The 17255-nt window shown below is 47.1% G+C and carries 9 protein-coding genes and 6 rRNA genes; 3 read left to right on the forward strand and 12 right to left on the reverse strand.

Translation table 11 applies throughout. From position 1 onward, the window contains the following. Window positions 1–10: 10 nt before the first annotated feature. The 6 genes from rrf (OCV39_RS14205) to OCV39_RS14230 all read right to left on the reverse strand — a co-directional run bounded on the left by rrf (OCV39_RS14205) (window position 11) and on the right by OCV39_RS14230 (window position 10461). Window positions 11–126, reverse strand: a 5S ribosomal RNA gene (gene rrf, locus OCV39_RS14205). Window positions 127–251: 125 nt separating this feature from the next. Beyond that, window positions 252–3142, reverse strand: a 23S ribosomal RNA gene (locus tag OCV39_RS14210). Window positions 3143–3498: 356 nt separating this feature from the next. Further along, a 16S ribosomal RNA gene (locus OCV39_RS14215) occupies window positions 3499–5043 on the reverse strand. A 380-nt stretch (window positions 5044–5423) separates the two neighbouring features. Further along, window positions 5424–5539: ribosomal RNA gene (gene rrf, locus OCV39_RS14220) — 5S ribosomal RNA — on the reverse strand. Window positions 5540–5669: 130 nt separating this feature from the next. Next, window positions 5670–8560: ribosomal RNA gene (locus OCV39_RS14225) — 23S ribosomal RNA — on the reverse strand. A 356-nt stretch (window positions 8561–8916) separates the two neighbouring features. Next, window positions 8917–10461: ribosomal RNA gene (locus OCV39_RS14230) — 16S ribosomal RNA — on the reverse strand. The 16S, 23S and 5S rRNA genes sit together here, the layout of an rRNA operon. Window positions 10462–11061: 600 nt before the next feature. Here OCV39_RS14230 and OCV39_RS14235 point away from each other — a divergent pair. Continuing rightward, entirely contained in the window at window positions 11062–11616 is a 555-nt protein-coding gene (locus OCV39_RS14235) for a gamma carbonic anhydrase family protein (protein WP_113798146.1), read from the forward strand. On the opposite strand, the gene OCV39_RS14240 is transcribed toward OCV39_RS14235, so the two are convergent. The 4 genes from OCV39_RS14240 to OCV39_RS14255 all read right to left on the reverse strand — a co-directional run bounded on the left by OCV39_RS14240 (window position 11609) and on the right by OCV39_RS14255 (window position 14271). Further along, the gene (locus tag OCV39_RS14240) at window positions 11609–11872 is read right to left on the reverse strand and encodes a DUF1488 family protein (protein ID WP_113798148.1); all 264 of its coding nucleotides are present in this window, start codon (window positions 11870–11872) and stop codon (window positions 11609–11611) included. The genes OCV39_RS14235 and OCV39_RS14240 overlap by 8 nt on opposite strands. Continuing rightward, window positions 11872–12705 carry a shikimate dehydrogenase gene (gene aroE, locus OCV39_RS14245; protein WP_261888662.1) on the reverse strand — a complete coding sequence of 278 codons (834 nt, stop codon included), beginning with the start codon at window positions 12703–12705 and terminating at the stop codon, window positions 11872–11874. Before aroE ends, OCV39_RS14240 begins: the two co-directional genes overlap by 1 nt. A gap of 82 nt (window positions 12706–12787) precedes the next feature. Further along, window positions 12788–13705, reverse strand: coding sequence for an oxygen-dependent coproporphyrinogen oxidase (gene hemF / locus OCV39_RS14250; RefSeq protein WP_017052843.1), 918 nt, complete (start codon window positions 13703–13705; stop codon window positions 12788–12790). Window positions 13706–13713: 8 nt separating this feature from the next. Next, the gene (locus OCV39_RS14255) at window positions 13714–14271 is read right to left on the reverse strand and encodes an L-threonylcarbamoyladenylate synthase (protein WP_029203399.1); all 558 of its coding nucleotides are present in this window, start codon (window positions 14269–14271) and stop codon (window positions 13714–13716) included. Between the two features lie 205 nt (window positions 14272–14476). Between OCV39_RS14255 and purE the strand changes: the two genes are divergently transcribed. Together purE and OCV39_RS14265 are read left to right on the forward strand one after the other, a co-directional pair. Beyond that, window positions 14477–14962, forward strand: a complete 486-nt coding sequence (gene purE, locus OCV39_RS14260) for a 5-(carboxyamino)imidazole ribonucleotide mutase (protein WP_017052845.1) — start codon at window positions 14477–14479, stop codon at window positions 14960–14962. Between the two features lie 4 nt (window positions 14963–14966). Then, a complete protein-coding gene (locus OCV39_RS14265; RefSeq protein WP_261888663.1) occupies window positions 14967–16097 on the forward strand; it encodes a 5-(carboxyamino)imidazole ribonucleotide synthase in 1131 nt (376 codons plus the stop codon). An 85-nt stretch (window positions 16098–16182) separates the two neighbouring features. Here the strand turns inward: OCV39_RS14265 and OCV39_RS14270 are convergent, their stop codons facing one another. Both OCV39_RS14270 and OCV39_RS14275 read right to left on the reverse strand, forming a co-directional pair. After that, window positions 16183–16755 (reverse strand): DNA topoisomerase family protein, encoded by a 573-nt coding sequence (locus OCV39_RS14270; RefSeq protein ID WP_017052847.1) that lies wholly within the window; start codon window positions 16753–16755, stop codon window positions 16183–16185. 21 nt (window positions 16756–16776) lie between these two features. After that, complete coding sequence (locus OCV39_RS14275; protein WP_290270012.1) at window positions 16777–17253, reverse strand: DUF494 family protein; 477 nt, start codon at window positions 17251–17253, stop codon at window positions 16777–16779. Window positions 17254–17255: the final 2 nt, after the last annotated feature.

A 17255-nucleotide genomic window follows, 5' to 3' on the forward strand; every position in this document is an offset into this window, starting at 1 on the left:
CTTAATTAAAGCCTGGCGATGTCCTACTCTCACATGGGGAAACCCCACACTACCATCGGCGCTACTGCGTTTCACTTCTGAGTTCGGCATGGAATCAGGTGGGTCCGCAACGCTATGGTCGCCAAGCAAATTCTTTCTTCTCTGATTTTCTTTCAGAAAAGTAATCTGGAAAGCTATATTTAAAAGTTATCTCTAAACTCATTCAAGTTTGTCTGTATATATCGAGTCCATCAAAACCCCTTGGGTGTTGTATGGTTAAGCCTCACGGGCAATTAGTACAGGTTAGCTCAATGCCTCGCAGCACTTACACACCCTGCCTATCAACGTTCTAGTCTTGAACAACCCTTTAGGGCACTTAAAGTGCCAGGGAAGACTCATCTCAGGGCTCGCTTCGCGCTTAGATGCTTTCAGCGCTTATCGATTCCGAACTTAGCTACCGGGCAATGCCACTGGCGTGACAACCCGAACACCAGAGGTTCGTCCACTCCGGTCCTCTCGTACTAGGAGCAGCCCCCTTCAATCTTCCAACGCCCACGGCAGATAGGGACCGAACTGTCTCACGACGTTCTAAACCCAGCTCGCGTACCACTTTAAATGGCGAACAGCCATACCCTTGGGACCGACTTCAGCCCCAGGATGTGATGAGCCGACATCGAGGTGCCAAACACCGCCGTCGATATGAACTCTTGGGCGGTATCAGCCTGTTATCCCCGGAGTACCTTTTATCCGTTGAGCGATGGCCCTTCCATTCAGAACCACCGGATCACTATGACCTACTTTCGTACCTGCTCGAATTGTCATTCTCGCAGTCAAGCGGGCTTATGCCATTGCACTAACCACACGATGTCCAACCGTGTTTAGCCCACCTTCGTGCTCCTCCGTTACTCTTTGGGAGGAGACCGCCCCAGTCAAACTACCCACCAGGCACTGTCCGCAATCCCGATAAGGGACCTACGTTAGAACATCAAGCATACAAGGGTGGTATTTCAAGGTTGACTCCACCGCATCTGGCGACGCGGTTTCAAAGTCTCCCACCTATCCTACACATGTAGGGTCAATGTTCAGTGCCAAGCTGTAGTAAAGGTTCACGGGGTCTTTCCGTCTAGCCGCGGGTACACTGCATCTTCACAGCGATTTCAATTTCACTGAGTCTCGGGTGGAGACAGCGTGGCCATCATTACGCCATTCGTGCAGGTCGGAACTTACCCGACAAGGAATTTCGCTACCTTAGGACCGTTATAGTTACGGCCGCCGTTTACCGGGGCTTCGATCAAGAGCTTCGACCGAAGTCTAACCCCATCAATTAACCTTCCGGCACCGGGCAGGCGTCACACCGTATACGTCATCTTACGATTTTGCACAGTGCTGTGTTTTTAATAAACAGTTGCAGCCACCTGGTATCTGCGACTCCTAGTAGCTCCATCCGCAAGGGACTTCACCGCCAAGAGCGTACCTTCTCCCGAAGTTACGGTACCATTTTGCCTAGTTCCTTCACCCGAGTTCTCTCAAGCGCCTTGGTATTCTCTACCCGACCACCTGTGTCGGTTTGGGGTACGATTTCTTATAATCTGAAGCTTAGAGGCTTTTCCTGGAAGTATGGCATCAATGACTTCACACCCGTAGGTGCTCGACATCGTGTCTCAGCCTAACAAGAGTCCGGATTTACCTAAACTCTTAGCCTACGCACTTGAACCTGGACAACCGTCGCCAGGCCCACCTAGCCTTCTCCGTCCCCCCATCGCAATTATAAGAAGTACGGGAATATTAACCCGTTTCCCATCGACTACGCTTTTCAGCCTCGCCTTAGGGGTCGACTTACCCTGCCCCGATTAACGTTGGACAGGAACCCTTGGTCTTCCGGCGTGGGAGTTTTTCACTCCCATTATCGTTACTCATGTCAGCATTCGCACTTCTGATACGTCCAGCAGCCCTTACGAACCACCTTCAACCGCTTACAGAACGCTCCCCTACCCCACACACCTAAGTGTGCAGCCGCAGCTTCGGTTTATTACTTAGCCCCGTTACATCTTCCGCGCAGGCCGACTCGACCAGTGAGCTATTACGCTTTCTTTAAATGATGGCTGCTTCTAAGCCAACATCCTGGCTGTCTGAGCCTTCCCACATCGTTTCCCACTTAGTAATAATTTGGGACCTTAGCTGGCGGTCTGGGTTGTTTCCCTCTTCACGACGGACGTTAGCACCCGCCGTGTGTCTCCCGGATAGTACTTACTGGTATTCGGAGTTTGCAAAGGGTTGGTAAGTCGGGATGACCCCCTAGCCTTAACAGTGCTCTACCCCCAGTAGTATTCGTCCGAGGCTCTACCTAAATAGATTTCGGGGAGAACCAGCTATCTCCGAGTTTGATTGGCCTTTCACCCCTAGCCACAAGTCATCCGCTAATTTTTCAACATTAGTCGGTTCGGTCCTCCAGTTGATGTTACTCAACCTTCAACCTGCCCATGGCTAGATCACTCGGTTTCGGGTCTATATCCAGAGACTGTGTCGCCCAGTTAAGACTCGGTTTCCCTACGGCTCCCCTAAACGGTTAACCTTGCCACTGAATATAAGTCGCTGACCCATTATACAAAAGGTACGCAGTCACACCACGAAGGTGCTCCTACTGCTTGTACGTACACGGTTTCAGGTTCTATTTCACTCCCCTCACAGGGGTTCTTTTCGCCTTTCCCTCACGGTACTGGTTCACTATCGGTCAGTCAGTAGTATTTAGCCTTGGAGGATGGTCCCCCCATATTCAGACAGGATATCACGTGTCCCGCCCTACTCGATTTCACTGATTATGATGCGTCGGTTACGGGGCTATCACCCTTTGCTGCGACACTTTCCAGAGTCTTCACCTGCATCATTAAAAGCTTAAGGGCTAATCCAATTTCGCTCGCCGCTACTTTCGGAATCTCGGTTGATTTCTCTTCCTTCGGGTACTTAGATGTTTCAGTTCCCCGAGTTCGCCTCGTTACGCTATGTATTCACGTAACGATACTAGCTTATGCTAGTGGGTTTCCCCATTCGGAAATCCCAGACTCAAAAGACTTTTACTGTCTAATCTGGGCTTATCGCAAGTTAATACGTCCTTCATCGCCTCTGACTGCCAAGGCATCCACCGTGTACGCTTAGTCACTTAACCATACAACCCGAAAGGGTCTTGTGTATGGCAACTAACCAAGGTTTTTGGTTGTCATTAAGAAGGGTTAATTCTCAATGACTGTTTGCCGGACTCAATAATGGAACAATGTAAACATTGTTCCGAATACAAGACACTTGAATGTGTTTGTGTGTTTATCAATAAAGATAAACATTGAGAACTTTTAAATTTGATTTGAGTTACTCGTAAGTAATCAAATCAGTCAGCTTTCCAAATTGTTAAAGAGCATAAAGCACAAAAGCTTTAATCAATAACCGAAGTCATTCATTAAAGCTCTGCTTTAACTTATCTAAACCTAATCAATCTGTGTGGGTACTCATCGTGAAAATCTTCGTATATAAGGAGGTGATCCAGCCCCAGGTTCCCCTAGGGCTACCTTGTTACGACTTCACCCCAGTCATGAACCACAAAGTGGTGAGCGTCCTCCCCGAAAGGTTAAACTACCCACTTCTTTTGCAGCCCACTCCCATGGTGTGACGGGCGGTGTGTACAAGGCCCGGGAACGTATTCACCGTAGCATTCTGATCTACGATTACTAGCGATTCCGACTTCATGGAGTCGAGTTGCAGACTCCAATCCGGACTACGACGCACTTTTTGGGATTCGCTCACTATCGCTAGCTTGCTGCCCTCTGTATGCGCCATTGTAGCACGTGTGTAGCCCTACTCGTAAGGGCCATGATGACTTGACGTCGTCCCCACCTTCCTCCGGTTTATCACCGGCAGTCTCCCTGGAGTTCCCGACATTACTCGCTGGCAAACAAGGATAAGGGTTGCGCTCGTTGCGGGACTTAACCCAACATTTCACAACACGAGCTGACGACAGCCATGCAGCACCTGTCTCAGAGTTCCCGAAGGCACACCTGCGTCTCCGCTGGCTTCTCTGGATGTCAAGAGTAGGTAAGGTTCTTCGCGTTGCATCGAATTAAACCACATGCTCCACCGCTTGTGCGGGCCCCCGTCAATTCATTTGAGTTTTAATCTTGCGACCGTACTCCCCAGGCGGTCTACTTAACGCGTTAGCTCCGAAAGCCACGGCTCAAGGCCACAACCTCCAAGTAGACATCGTTTACGGCGTGGACTACCAGGGTATCTAATCCTGTTTGCTCCCCACGCTTTCGCATCTGAGTGTCAGTATCTGTCCAGGGGGCCGCCTTCGCCACTGGTATTCCTTCAGATCTCTACGCATTTCACCGCTACACCTGAAATTCTACCCCCCTCTACAGTACTCTAGTCCGCCAGTTTCAAATGCAGTTCCGAGGTTGAGCCCCGGGCTTTCACATCTGACTTAACGAACCACCTGCATGCGCTTTACGCCCAGTAATTCCGATTAACGCTCGCACCCTCCGTATTACCGCGGCTGCTGGCACGGAGTTAGCCGGTGCTTCTTCTGTCGCTAACGTCAAATGATGCTGCTATTAACAACACCACCTTCCTCACGACTGAAAGTACTTTACAACCCGAAGGCCTTCTTCATACACGCGGCATGGCTGCATCAGGCTTGCGCCCATTGTGCAATATTCCCCACTGCTGCCTCCCGTAGGAGTCTGGACCGTGTCTCAGTTCCAGTGTGGCTGATCATCCTCTCAGACCAGCTAGGGATCGTCGCCTTGGTGAGCCATTACCTCACCAACTAGCTAATCCCACCTAGGCATATCCTGACGCGAGAGGCCCGAAGGTCCCCCTCTTTGGCCCGAAGGCATTATGCGGTATTAGCCATCGTTTCCAATGGTTATCCCCCACATCAGGGCAATTTCCTAGGCATTACTCACCCGTCCGCCGCTCGACGCCGAAGTAGCAAGCTACTTCTCGTTTCCGCTCGACTTGCATGTGTTAGGCCTGCCGCCAGCGTTCAATCTGAGCCATGATCAAACTCTTCAATTAAAGTTTTTTGCATCCTAAGATGCGGCTCAATGAATACTGACTTCAAAACTAATATTTACCGAAGTAAACATGTAATTCTAAAGCTATTATCATTCCAACAGAATGATAATGAATTGACTGTGCCAAGTTCTAAGAACTTGTATTGGTCACTCAGTTCATTGATATCTTTTGTTTCGACAAAGCGAAACTAATGATTATCATCAACGAGTGCCCACACAGATTGATAGGTCTAAATTGTTAAAGAGCTTTGCTTTCAGTGCCTTAGCACCTAAGCAGGAGGCGTATAATACGCTTTCTACTTTGAAAGTCAACATAATATTCTAAGTAATCACTTAAAAAACTATGTTGACTCATCTCTTACAAGATAAGTCGAAATTAAAGCCTGGCGATGTCCTACTCTCACATGGGGAAGCCCCACACTACCATCGGCGCTACTGCGTTTCACTTCTGAGTTCGGCATGGAATCAGGTGGGTCCGCAACGCTATGGTCGCCAAGCAAATTCTTTTTCTACTTTCAGCTTTTAAAAAAGCTAAAGGTAAAATAATTCGGAAAGCTGTTTTCGTTCTCTAAACTCATTCAAGTTTGTCTGTATATATCGAGTCCATCAAAACCCCTTGGGTGTTGTATGGTTAAGCCTCACGGGCAATTAGTACAGGTTAGCTCAATGCCTCGCAGCACTTACACACCCTGCCTATCAACGTTCTAGTCTTGAACAACCCTTTAGGGCACTTAAAGTGCCAGGGAAGACTCATCTCAGGGCTCGCTTCGCGCTTAGATGCTTTCAGCGCTTATCGATTCCGAACTTAGCTACCGGGCAATGCCACTGGCGTGACAACCCGAACACCAGAGGTTCGTCCACTCCGGTCCTCTCGTACTAGGAGCAGCCCCCTTCAATCTTCCAACGCCCACGGCAGATAGGGACCGAACTGTCTCACGACGTTCTAAACCCAGCTCGCGTACCACTTTAAATGGCGAACAGCCATACCCTTGGGACCGACTTCAGCCCCAGGATGTGATGAGCCGACATCGAGGTGCCAAACACCGCCGTCGATATGAACTCTTGGGCGGTATCAGCCTGTTATCCCCGGAGTACCTTTTATCCGTTGAGCGATGGCCCTTCCATTCAGAACCACCGGATCACTATGACCTACTTTCGTACCTGCTCGAATTGTCATTCTCGCAGTCAAGCGGGCTTATGCCATTGCACTAACCACACGATGTCCAACCGTGTTTAGCCCACCTTCGTGCTCCTCCGTTACTCTTTGGGAGGAGACCGCCCCAGTCAAACTACCCACCAGGCACTGTCCGCAATCCCGATAAGGGACCTACGTTAGAACATCAAGCATACAAGGGTGGTATTTCAAGGTTGACTCCACCGCATCTGGCGACGCGGTTTCAAAGTCTCCCACCTATCCTACACATGTAGGGTCAATGTTCAGTGCCAAGCTGTAGTAAAGGTTCACGGGGTCTTTCCGTCTAGCCGCGGGTACACTGCATCTTCACAGCGATTTCAATTTCACTGAGTCTCGGGTGGAGACAGCGTGGCCATCATTACGCCATTCGTGCAGGTCGGAACTTACCCGACAAGGAATTTCGCTACCTTAGGACCGTTATAGTTACGGCCGCCGTTTACCGGGGCTTCGATCAAGAGCTTCGACCGAAGTCTAACCCCATCAATTAACCTTCCGGCACCGGGCAGGCGTCACACCGTATACGTCATCTTACGATTTTGCACAGTGCTGTGTTTTTAATAAACAGTTGCAGCCACCTGGTATCTGCGACTCCTAGTAGCTCCATCCGCAAGGGACTTCACCGCCAAGAGCGTACCTTCTCCCGAAGTTACGGTACCATTTTGCCTAGTTCCTTCACCCGAGTTCTCTCAAGCGCCTTGGTATTCTCTACCCGACCACCTGTGTCGGTTTGGGGTACGATTTCTTATAATCTGAAGCTTAGAGGCTTTTCCTGGAAGTATGGCATCAATGACTTCACACCCGTAGGTGCTCGACATCGTGTCTCAGCCTAACAAGAGTCCGGATTTACCTAAACTCTTAGCCTACGCACTTGAACCTGGACAACCGTCGCCAGGCCCACCTAGCCTTCTCCGTCCCCCCATCGCAATTATAAGAAGTACGGGAATATTAACCCGTTTCCCATCGACTACGCTTTTCAGCCTCGCCTTAGGGGTCGACTTACCCTGCCCCGATTAACGTTGGACAGGAACCCTTGGTCTTCCGGCGTGGGAGTTTTTCACTCCCATTATCGTTACTCATGTCAGCATTCGCACTTCTGATACGTCCAGCAGCCCTTACGAACCACCTTCAACCGCTTACAGAACGCTCCCCTACCCCACACACCTAAGTGTGCAGCCGCAGCTTCGGTTTATTACTTAGCCCCGTTACATCTTCCGCGCAGGCCGACTCGACCAGTGAGCTATTACGCTTTCTTTAAATGATGGCTGCTTCTAAGCCAACATCCTGGCTGTCTGAGCCTTCCCACATCGTTTCCCACTTAGTAATAATTTGGGACCTTAGCTGGCGGTCTGGGTTGTTTCCCTCTTCACGACGGACGTTAGCACCCGCCGTGTGTCTCCCGGATAGTACTTACTGGTATTCGGAGTTTGCAAAGGGTTGGTAAGTCGGGATGACCCCCTAGCCTTAACAGTGCTCTACCCCCAGTAGTATTCGTCCGAGGCTCTACCTAAATAGATTTCGGGGAGAACCAGCTATCTCCGAGTTTGATTGGCCTTTCACCCCTAGCCACAAGTCATCCGCTAATTTTTCAACATTAGTCGGTTCGGTCCTCCAGTTGATGTTACTCAACCTTCAACCTGCCCATGGCTAGATCACTCGGTTTCGGGTCTATATCCAGAGACTGTGTCGCCCAGTTAAGACTCGGTTTCCCTACGGCTCCCCTAAACGGTTAACCTTGCCACTGAATATAAGTCGCTGACCCATTATACAAAAGGTACGCAGTCACACCACGAAGGTGCTCCTACTGCTTGTACGTACACGGTTTCAGGTTCTATTTCACTCCCCTCACAGGGGTTCTTTTCGCCTTTCCCTCACGGTACTGGTTCACTATCGGTCAGTCAGTAGTATTTAGCCTTGGAGGATGGTCCCCCCATATTCAGACAGGATATCACGTGTCCCGCCCTACTCGATTTCACTGATTATGATGCGTCGGTTACGGGGCTATCACCCTTTGCTGCGACACTTTCCAGAGTCTTCACCTGCATCATTAAAAGCTTAAGGGCTAATCCAATTTCGCTCGCCGCTACTTTCGGAATCTCGGTTGATTTCTCTTCCTTCGGGTACTTAGATGTTTCAGTTCCCCGAGTTCGCCTCGTTACGCTATGTATTCACGTAACGATACTAGCTTATGCTAGTGGGTTTCCCCATTCGGAAATCCCAGACTCAAAAGACTTTTACTGTCTAATCTGGGCTTATCGCAAGTTAATACGTCCTTCATCGCCTCTGACTGCCAAGGCATCCACCGTGTACGCTTAGTCACTTAACCATACAACCCGAAAGGGTCTTGTGTATGGCAACTAACCAAGGTTTTTGGTTGTCATTAAGAAGGGTTAATTCTCAATGACTGTTTGCCGGACTCAATAATGGAACAATGTAAACATTGTTCCGAATACAAGACACTTGAATGTGTTTGTGTGTTTATCAATGAAGATAAACATTGAGAACTTTTAAATTTGATTTGAGTTACTCGTAAGTAATCAAATCAGTCAGCTTTCCAAATTGTTAAAGAGCATAAAGCACAAAAGCTTTAATCAATAACCGAAGTCATTCATTAAAGCTCTGCTTTAACTTATCTAAACCTAATCAATCTGTGTGGGTACTCATCGTGAAAATCTTCGTATATAAGGAGGTGATCCAGCCCCAGGTTCCCCTAGGGCTACCTTGTTACGACTTCACCCCAGTCATGAACCACAAAGTGGTGAGCGTCCTCCCCGAAAGGTTAAACTACCCACTTCTTTTGCAGCCCACTCCCATGGTGTGACGGGCGGTGTGTACAAGGCCCGGGAACGTATTCACCGTAGCATTCTGATCTACGATTACTAGCGATTCCGACTTCATGGAGTCGAGTTGCAGACTCCAATCCGGACTACGACGCACTTTTTGGGATTCGCTCACTATCGCTAGCTTGCTGCCCTCTGTATGCGCCATTGTAGCACGTGTGTAGCCCTACTCGTAAGGGCCATGATGACTTGACGTCGTCCCCACCTTCCTCCGGTTTATCACCGGCAGTCTCCCTGGAGTTCCCGACATTACTCGCTGGCAAACAAGGATAAGGGTTGCGCTCGTTGCGGGACTTAACCCAACATTTCACAACACGAGCTGACGACAGCCATGCAGCACCTGTCTCAGAGTTCCCGAAGGCACACCTGCGTCTCCGCTGGCTTCTCTGGATGTCAAGAGTAGGTAAGGTTCTTCGCGTTGCATCGAATTAAACCACATGCTCCACCGCTTGTGCGGGCCCCCGTCAATTCATTTGAGTTTTAATCTTGCGACCGTACTCCCCAGGCGGTCTACTTAACGCGTTAGCTCCGAAAGCCACGGCTCAAGGCCACAACCTCCAAGTAGACATCGTTTACGGCGTGGACTACCAGGGTATCTAATCCTGTTTGCTCCCCACGCTTTCGCATCTGAGTGTCAGTATCTGTCCAGGGGGCCGCCTTCGCCACTGGTATTCCTTCAGATCTCTACGCATTTCACCGCTACACCTGAAATTCTACCCCCCTCTACAGTACTCTAGTCCGCCAGTTTCAAATGCAGTTCCGAGGTTGAGCCCCGGGCTTTCACATCTGACTTAACGAACCACCTGCATGCGCTTTACGCCCAGTAATTCCGATTAACGCTCGCACCCTCCGTATTACCGCGGCTGCTGGCACGGAGTTAGCCGGTGCTTCTTCTGTCGCTAACGTCAAATGATGCTGCTATTAACAACACCACCTTCCTCACGACTGAAAGTACTTTACAACCCGAAGGCCTTCTTCATACACGCGGCATGGCTGCATCAGGCTTGCGCCCATTGTGCAATATTCCCCACTGCTGCCTCCCGTAGGAGTCTGGACCGTGTCTCAGTTCCAGTGTGGCTGATCATCCTCTCAGACCAGCTAGGGATCGTCGCCTTGGTGAGCCATTACCTCACCAACTAGCTAATCCCACCTAGGCATATCCTGACGCGAGAGGCCCGAAGGTCCCCCTCTTTGGCCCGAAGGCATTATGCGGTATTAGCCATCGTTTCCAATGGTTATCCCCCACATCAGGGCAATTTCCTAGGCATTACTCACCCGTCCGCCGCTCGACGCCGAAGTAGCAAGCTACTTCTCGTTTCCGCTCGACTTGCATGTGTTAGGCCTGCCGCCAGCGTTCAATCTGAGCCATGATCAAACTCTTCAATTAAAGTTTTTTGCATCCTAAGATGCGGCTCAATGAATACTGACTTCAAAACTAATATTTACCGCTCTTTCGAAAAAGAACAGAAACATGTAATTCTAAAGCTATTACCATTCCAACAGAATGGTAATGAATTGACTGTGCCAAGTTCTAAGAACTTGTATTGGTCACTCAGTTCATTGATATCTTTTGTTTCGACTTAATTTACTTTCGCTTTAAAAAGCGAAAACAAACAGTACGAAACTAGTGATTATCATCAACGAGTGCCCACACAGATTGATAGGTCTAAATTGTTAAAGAGCTTCTCTTCTAAGTCGCTAAGCTTCCTTTGAAGAGGTGGGCTATTCTAGCGAGATAAACGAGAGTGTCAAACACTTTTTCAAATTATCTTTTTAAGCTAGAAGCCTAACTGACATTGCGCTTGAACCCTTGTGGGCTCTGCCGTGTCAGTGAGGTCGCATTATAGAGATAACGATCACGTTGGCAAGCGGTTTATTAGGTTTTTTGTTATTTATCTATCGTTTGAGTGTTTTTTATTCGAAAAGCCTCATTTTTATAAGAAAAGTCATCTATATTAAAATTGACGACAAATTTTAAGGACAAATTATGAGCCATATTCGCTGTTATAAAGATAAAAGACCTGTAATCGGAGAACGCGTCTATATAGATACAAGTTCAGTACTAGTGGGAGATATTGTTATTGGCGATGATTCGAGTATCTGGCCACTTGTTGCAGCTCGAGGGGATGTTAATCATATCCACATAGGTCAACGAACCAATATTCAGGATGGCAGTGTATTACACGTCACTCATAAAAATGATGAAAACCCAGATGGTTTCCCTCTTCTTATTGGGAATGATGTAACGATTGGGCATAAAGTGATGCTACACGGTTGCACCATTCATGATCGAGTGTTGGTGGGAATGGGGGCGATAGTATTAGATGGCGTGATAATAGAGAAAGAGGTAATGATTGGGGCTGGTAGTTTAGTTCCCCCAAATAAAACACTAGAGAGTGGTCACCTATATGTGGGCAGCCCAGTCAAAAAAGCCCGTCCTTTATCAGATAAAGAACGAGCTTTCTTACAAAAATCATCGGATAACTACGTACAGAACAAAAATGACTATTTAACTCAGGTTCAGGTCATCGAAACTATTTAAGTTCGATCTCTCCCTTTTCGTTGAATTCTTCATTATCAATTAACTCTTCCGCAAGCTCTTCAACATCGAAACGTATACTAGAGAAAGCTTGAAGGGCTTGCCGTTCCCCATCGACTGATATTCCCGACAATCTTTCAATCATCTCAAGAGAAATCGAACATTCAATCAGAGCTCCCGCTTGTTGAGCAGGAAAAGTAACAACGGATTTATGCTGATCCCATGTTTGTATATCAGCAAAGAGAATTGATTGATTCATTACATACCTTCTAAATTTTTACGCAATTCACGTAATACCTGTCGCGCTCCAGGACGAAGACCTCGCCACAACATAAAACTTTCTGCTGCTTGGCCAACGAGCATCCCTAAACCATCATAAGTTTGGCTCACGCTATTTTGAATTGCCCATTGATTAAAACAGGTATTCCCTTTGCCATACATCATGTCATAGCAAACAGAATTCGATGATAATATGGATTCGCTAATTGCAGGCAATTGACCATCAAGGCTTGCCGAGGTTGAGTTGATGATGATATCAAATGGAGCATTTATCGATTCCATACTTTTAGCACGAATAGAACCGTAAGCTTCAAATATACCCGCCAGCTCTTGAGCTTTAGAAAAAGTTCGGTTGGTTACTGTAATATGAGCCGGGTTATGATCCAGCAATGGCTTAATCACACCGCGTGCCGCACCACCAGCCCCAATCAATAAGATTCGAGCGCCTTCCAACCTAACTTGATTTTGAAGGAGATCTTGAACCAGGCCTTCACCATCGGTGTTATCACCAATAACATCACCATCGTCGAGCTTTTTTAAAGTGTTCACCGCACCTGCAAGTTTAGCGCGCTCCGTTAAGCGATCGGCAAACTGGTACGCATCTTCTTTAAACGGCACGGTAATATTGCAACCTTTACCTCCATGCTCAAAAAATGCCATCGCTGCATCTTTAAAACCATCAGCAGGTGCTAAGCAGGTGCTATAAGTTAAGTTCTGATTGGTTTGCCTTGCAAAAAGAGTATGAATGAAAGGTGATTTGCTATGTCCAATAGGGTTACCAAACACAACGTACTGATCGGTTTGTTGGGCCATATCCTTGCCTGCTTATATAGTTAAAAAAAGAGCCATCTAAGATGACCCTACCACTTCACACTATGCTAGCCAAGTATCACTGTTACCATTCTCTCGGTTTCAAATAGTTCAGGTAAAGATCGGCTTCTGGAGAGCCATCTTCTGGGTTATAGCTATATTCCCAACGAGCTAATGGTGGCATAGACATGAGTATGGATTCTGTTCTACCACCGCTTTGTAACCCAAATAAGGTGCCTCTATCATAAACAAGATTAAATTCCACATAACGTCCACGACGATAAAGTTGGAAATGACGCTCTCGCTCACTGTATTCCGTATTTTGTCGACGTTTTACGATTGGTAAATACGCATGGGTATAATTTTCACCAACCGCTCGCATATAAGCAAAAGAAGATTCAAAACCCCACTCATTCAAATCATCAAAGAAAAGGCCACCAACCCCACGCGTTTCATCTCTATGTGGTAAGAAAAAGTATTTATCACACCACTCTTTATGCAGCTGATAAACATCCGCTCCAAAAGGCGCACAGATCTCTTTCGCGGTATTGTGCCAGTGTTGGCAATCTTCTTCGAAAGGATAAAAAGGCGTTAGGTCAAAACCGCCACCGAACCACCAAATAGGCGCTTCGCCCTCTTTTTCTGCAATAAAAAATCGAACATTGGCATGAGAGGTGGGTACATAAGGGTTCTTAGGATGCATCACAAGGGATACTCCCATCGCCTCAAATTTTCGCCCTGCCAATTCAGGACGGTGCGCTGTCGCAGATCCTGGCATTTCGTGACCAAAAACATGAGAAAAGTTTACGCCACCTTGTTCGAAAACCGCACCATCTTTCATAACACGACTACGACCACCTCCACCAAGCTTCTCATCTGGCGTTCGTTGCCATGCATCTTCTACGAATAATGCTTTGCCATCAGCCTGCTCTAATTGTTGACAAATACTATCTTGAAGGGCCAACAGAAACTGTTTTACGGCTTGTTTATCTATCGCTGACATTAAGCTGATTATCCTTGTCTTAATATACGTGACGTTTTCGCGTCTCGAATTTCACTAGGCTTCTCTCGTCCACCCGTTTCTCCATGCAACACCGCAACTAACTTATCACCTAATTGCTCTTCTACTTCTTGAGTCGTCATACATGGAGGGTGACCCGTTAAATTTGCACTTGTTGAGGTAAGCGGCTTACCAAAGGCATGACACATTTTTTGAACCAAAGGATGGTCGGTCACACGTACAGCAATAGAATCAAACTGCCCACAGAGTGATGAAGATACTTTATCGCTGGTCGGCATTATCCAAGTGACAGGTCCAGGCCATGTCGATTTCACTTCCTTAAGTTGTGCTGCCGTTAACTGGCTTTCATCAATATAAGGTAAAAGCTGGCTATAATTCGCAGCAATCAAGATCAACCCTTTTTCAACCGGGCGTTGCTTTAACGCTAACAATTTATCTATCGCTTCATTATTGTCAGGATCGCACCCAACGCCAAATACCCCTTCAGTTGGGTAAGCAATAACTTCACCTTGCTTTAATGCCAGTAGCGCCTGCTCAAAATTATCCATGACCATCCCTTTAACTTTCTTTTTATTCTTCGATTTAATTAAGTAAGTGTACAAATTATCTCTGTTCATACCTAAAGCTATTTAATAGCAAAATGTATCTAAGTTTAAATCACACTGACGCAAACGTTTTCCTTGGGCGATTTTACCCGTATAATGCGCGAAAAATATCCGCACACCTAATTTTATAGCACTGAAGGAGTTTGAGATGAAAGTCGGGATTATTATGGGTTCTAAATCAGATTGGCCAACCATGAAACTGGCCGCAGAAATGCTTGATCAATTTGGCATCGCATACGAGACAAAAGTGGTTTCAGCTCACCGAACTCCTCAGCTTCTCGCTGAATATGCTTCAAGTGCCAAAGATCGCGGTATAAAAGTGATCATCGCTGGAGCTGGCGGCGCAGCGCACCTTCCTGGTATGGCAGCCGCTTTTACTAGCCTTCCTGTATTAGGCGTTCCTGTTCAATCTCGTGCTCTTAAAGGCATGGACTCACTACTTTCTATTGTTCAAATGCCAAAAGGTATTGCAGTCGGCACTCTCGCGATTGGCGAAGCTGGCGCGGCAAATGCAGGATTACTTGCCGCACAAATTCTAGGCACCAGTGATGAGAGTGTAATGGAAAAAGTGGAAGCGTTCCGTCAACAACAAACAGAAACTATTTTAGATAACCCAAACCCAGCTGAGGACTAATGACATGCATGTTCTTGTGCTAGGCGCAGGCCAATTAGCTCGAATGATGTCGCTCGCGGGCGCACCACTCAACATTCAAATATCAGCTTTTGATGTCGGAAGCAGTAATATCGTTCATCCACTCACTCAAGCGGTGATTGGTAATGGGTTAGAAAACGCGATTGAGCAAGCAGACGTGATCACTGCCGAGTTCGAACATATCCCCCATCAAATACTTGAGGTCTGTGAACGCAGTGGTAAGTTTTTACCATCAACAGAAGCAATCAAAGCAGGTGGTGACCGCCTTCTTGAAAAAGCACTGTTAGACGAAGCAAACGTGAAAAATGCTAAGTACTATGTGATTAACTCTCGCGAAGACTTTGACACTGCAATTACCCACGTTGGCTTACCGATGGTATTGAAAAGCACACTTGGCGGCTACGACGGCAAAGGCCAGTGGCGCTTAAAGACATTAGACAATGTTGACGCGATCTGGGCAGAAATGGCTGAGTGCATTGCCGCGACCAACAACCAAGCAATTGTTGCTGAAGAGTTTGTTCCGTTCGACCGTGAAGTATCGCTTGTTGGTGCTCGTGGCGCTAATGGCGAGATTCAAGTGTACCCACTGGCTGAAAATGTTCACACCGACGGCGTGTTGAGTTTATCGACAGCGATTGATGACATTGAATTGCAAGAGCAAGCGAGAGTAATGTTCACAGCTGTTGCTGAGCGTTTAGATTACGTTGGCGTGCTGGCACTTGAGTTCTTTGATGTTCAAGGTTCGCTGCTTGTTAATGAGATCGCACCACGTGTGCATAACTCAGGCCACTGGACGCAACAAGGTGCTGAGGTTTGCCAATTTGAAAATCATCTACGAGCAGTTTGCGGCCTGCCACTAGGTGGAACCGAATGCATTCGCCCAACAGCAATGGTCAACATTTTAGGTGAAGACTCACTCCCACAAAGCGTGTTAGCAATGCCAGGTTGTCATGTTCATTGGTACGGTAAAGAAAAACGCGCAGGAAGAAAAATGGGGCACATCAATGTATGTGCAAATTCGCGGAAAGATCTCCAACAAGCACTGCTTGAACTTGCGAATGAGCTTAACGAAAAGGCTTATCCTTCGTTGAAAAGCGCTGCGTTAAAAATACAGTAATATATACAACCGATAAGATCACAAAATGGCGCTATATGCGCCATTTTGTCTTTGATATGCAGCCTCTAATAACCCTTCAACATATTTACTCGTTAGATTGAGTATGCTGACATTTTCGGCTAGAGCATTGATACTTAGTTCCACTCGCCAATTTTTTCTCAACCAACAATGTAAAACCACACTCTTCACAGCGACCTTTGACTGGAGGGTGGTTCACTGCAAATTTGCATTTAGGGTAATTGTCGCAAGCAAAGAACGTTTTCCCAAAACGAGATTTACGCTCGACAAGGTGTCCTCTGCCACACTCTGGACAACCATGTAGTGGCTTATCTTTTGTTGGTTGCTCCGGTTTATCGAGGGACTCAATATGGTGACACTCAGGATAACTGCTGCATCCGATAAACATCCCATAACGGCCCTGCCTTAATACCAACTCATTGGCACACTTAGGGCAAGCTACTCCAAGTTCTTTTACGATATGACCATCATTTTGATGTAATGGGCGAACATAGCTACAGCTCGGATACTGCGAGCAACCTAAAAACGGGCCATGTTTTCCGTGACGGAGTTGCAGTTCACTGCCGCATTCTGGACATGGTTCATGCTCCAACGCGTGTTCGTGAGCGGAAAATAACTGCTGATCGATTTTACTGCTCATGGCATCTCTTGTTGGTTAGTACTAGTGAAGAATACCTTGCTCTTTACTGTATAAGAGCTCTTCCATTTGGGTATATGCATTTTCATTACCCGGTACATTAAACAGCACCATTAAAATAATCCATTTCAGATCATCAAGTTCAAAATCATCCGTTTCTAACCCCATAACTCGATCAATGACCATTTCTCGAATTTCGGTTGTGAGTACACCTACCTGTTCTAAAAACAGTAGAAAACCACGACACTCCATATCAATTCGCGCTACTTCCGATTTAGTATAGATACGTATTGACGTTGCTGAACCTGTGGATATTGCCGAATGATTATCGCTCTCTTGAAGCGCCGCTAGTTCTTCTAGCCAATGTAATGCTTTATAAATATCTTTTTGGTGGAAACCTGCACGAGTCAGCTCATCTTCAAGTTCATCTTGATCCACTTGCAACTCTGCCTCGCTATGGATATAGGTTTCGAACAGATACATTAGTATGTCCATCATCATAG

Source organism: Vibrio cortegadensis (assembly GCF_024347395.1).
Lineage (GTDB): Bacteria > Pseudomonadota > Gammaproteobacteria > Enterobacterales > Vibrionaceae > Vibrio > Vibrio cortegadensis.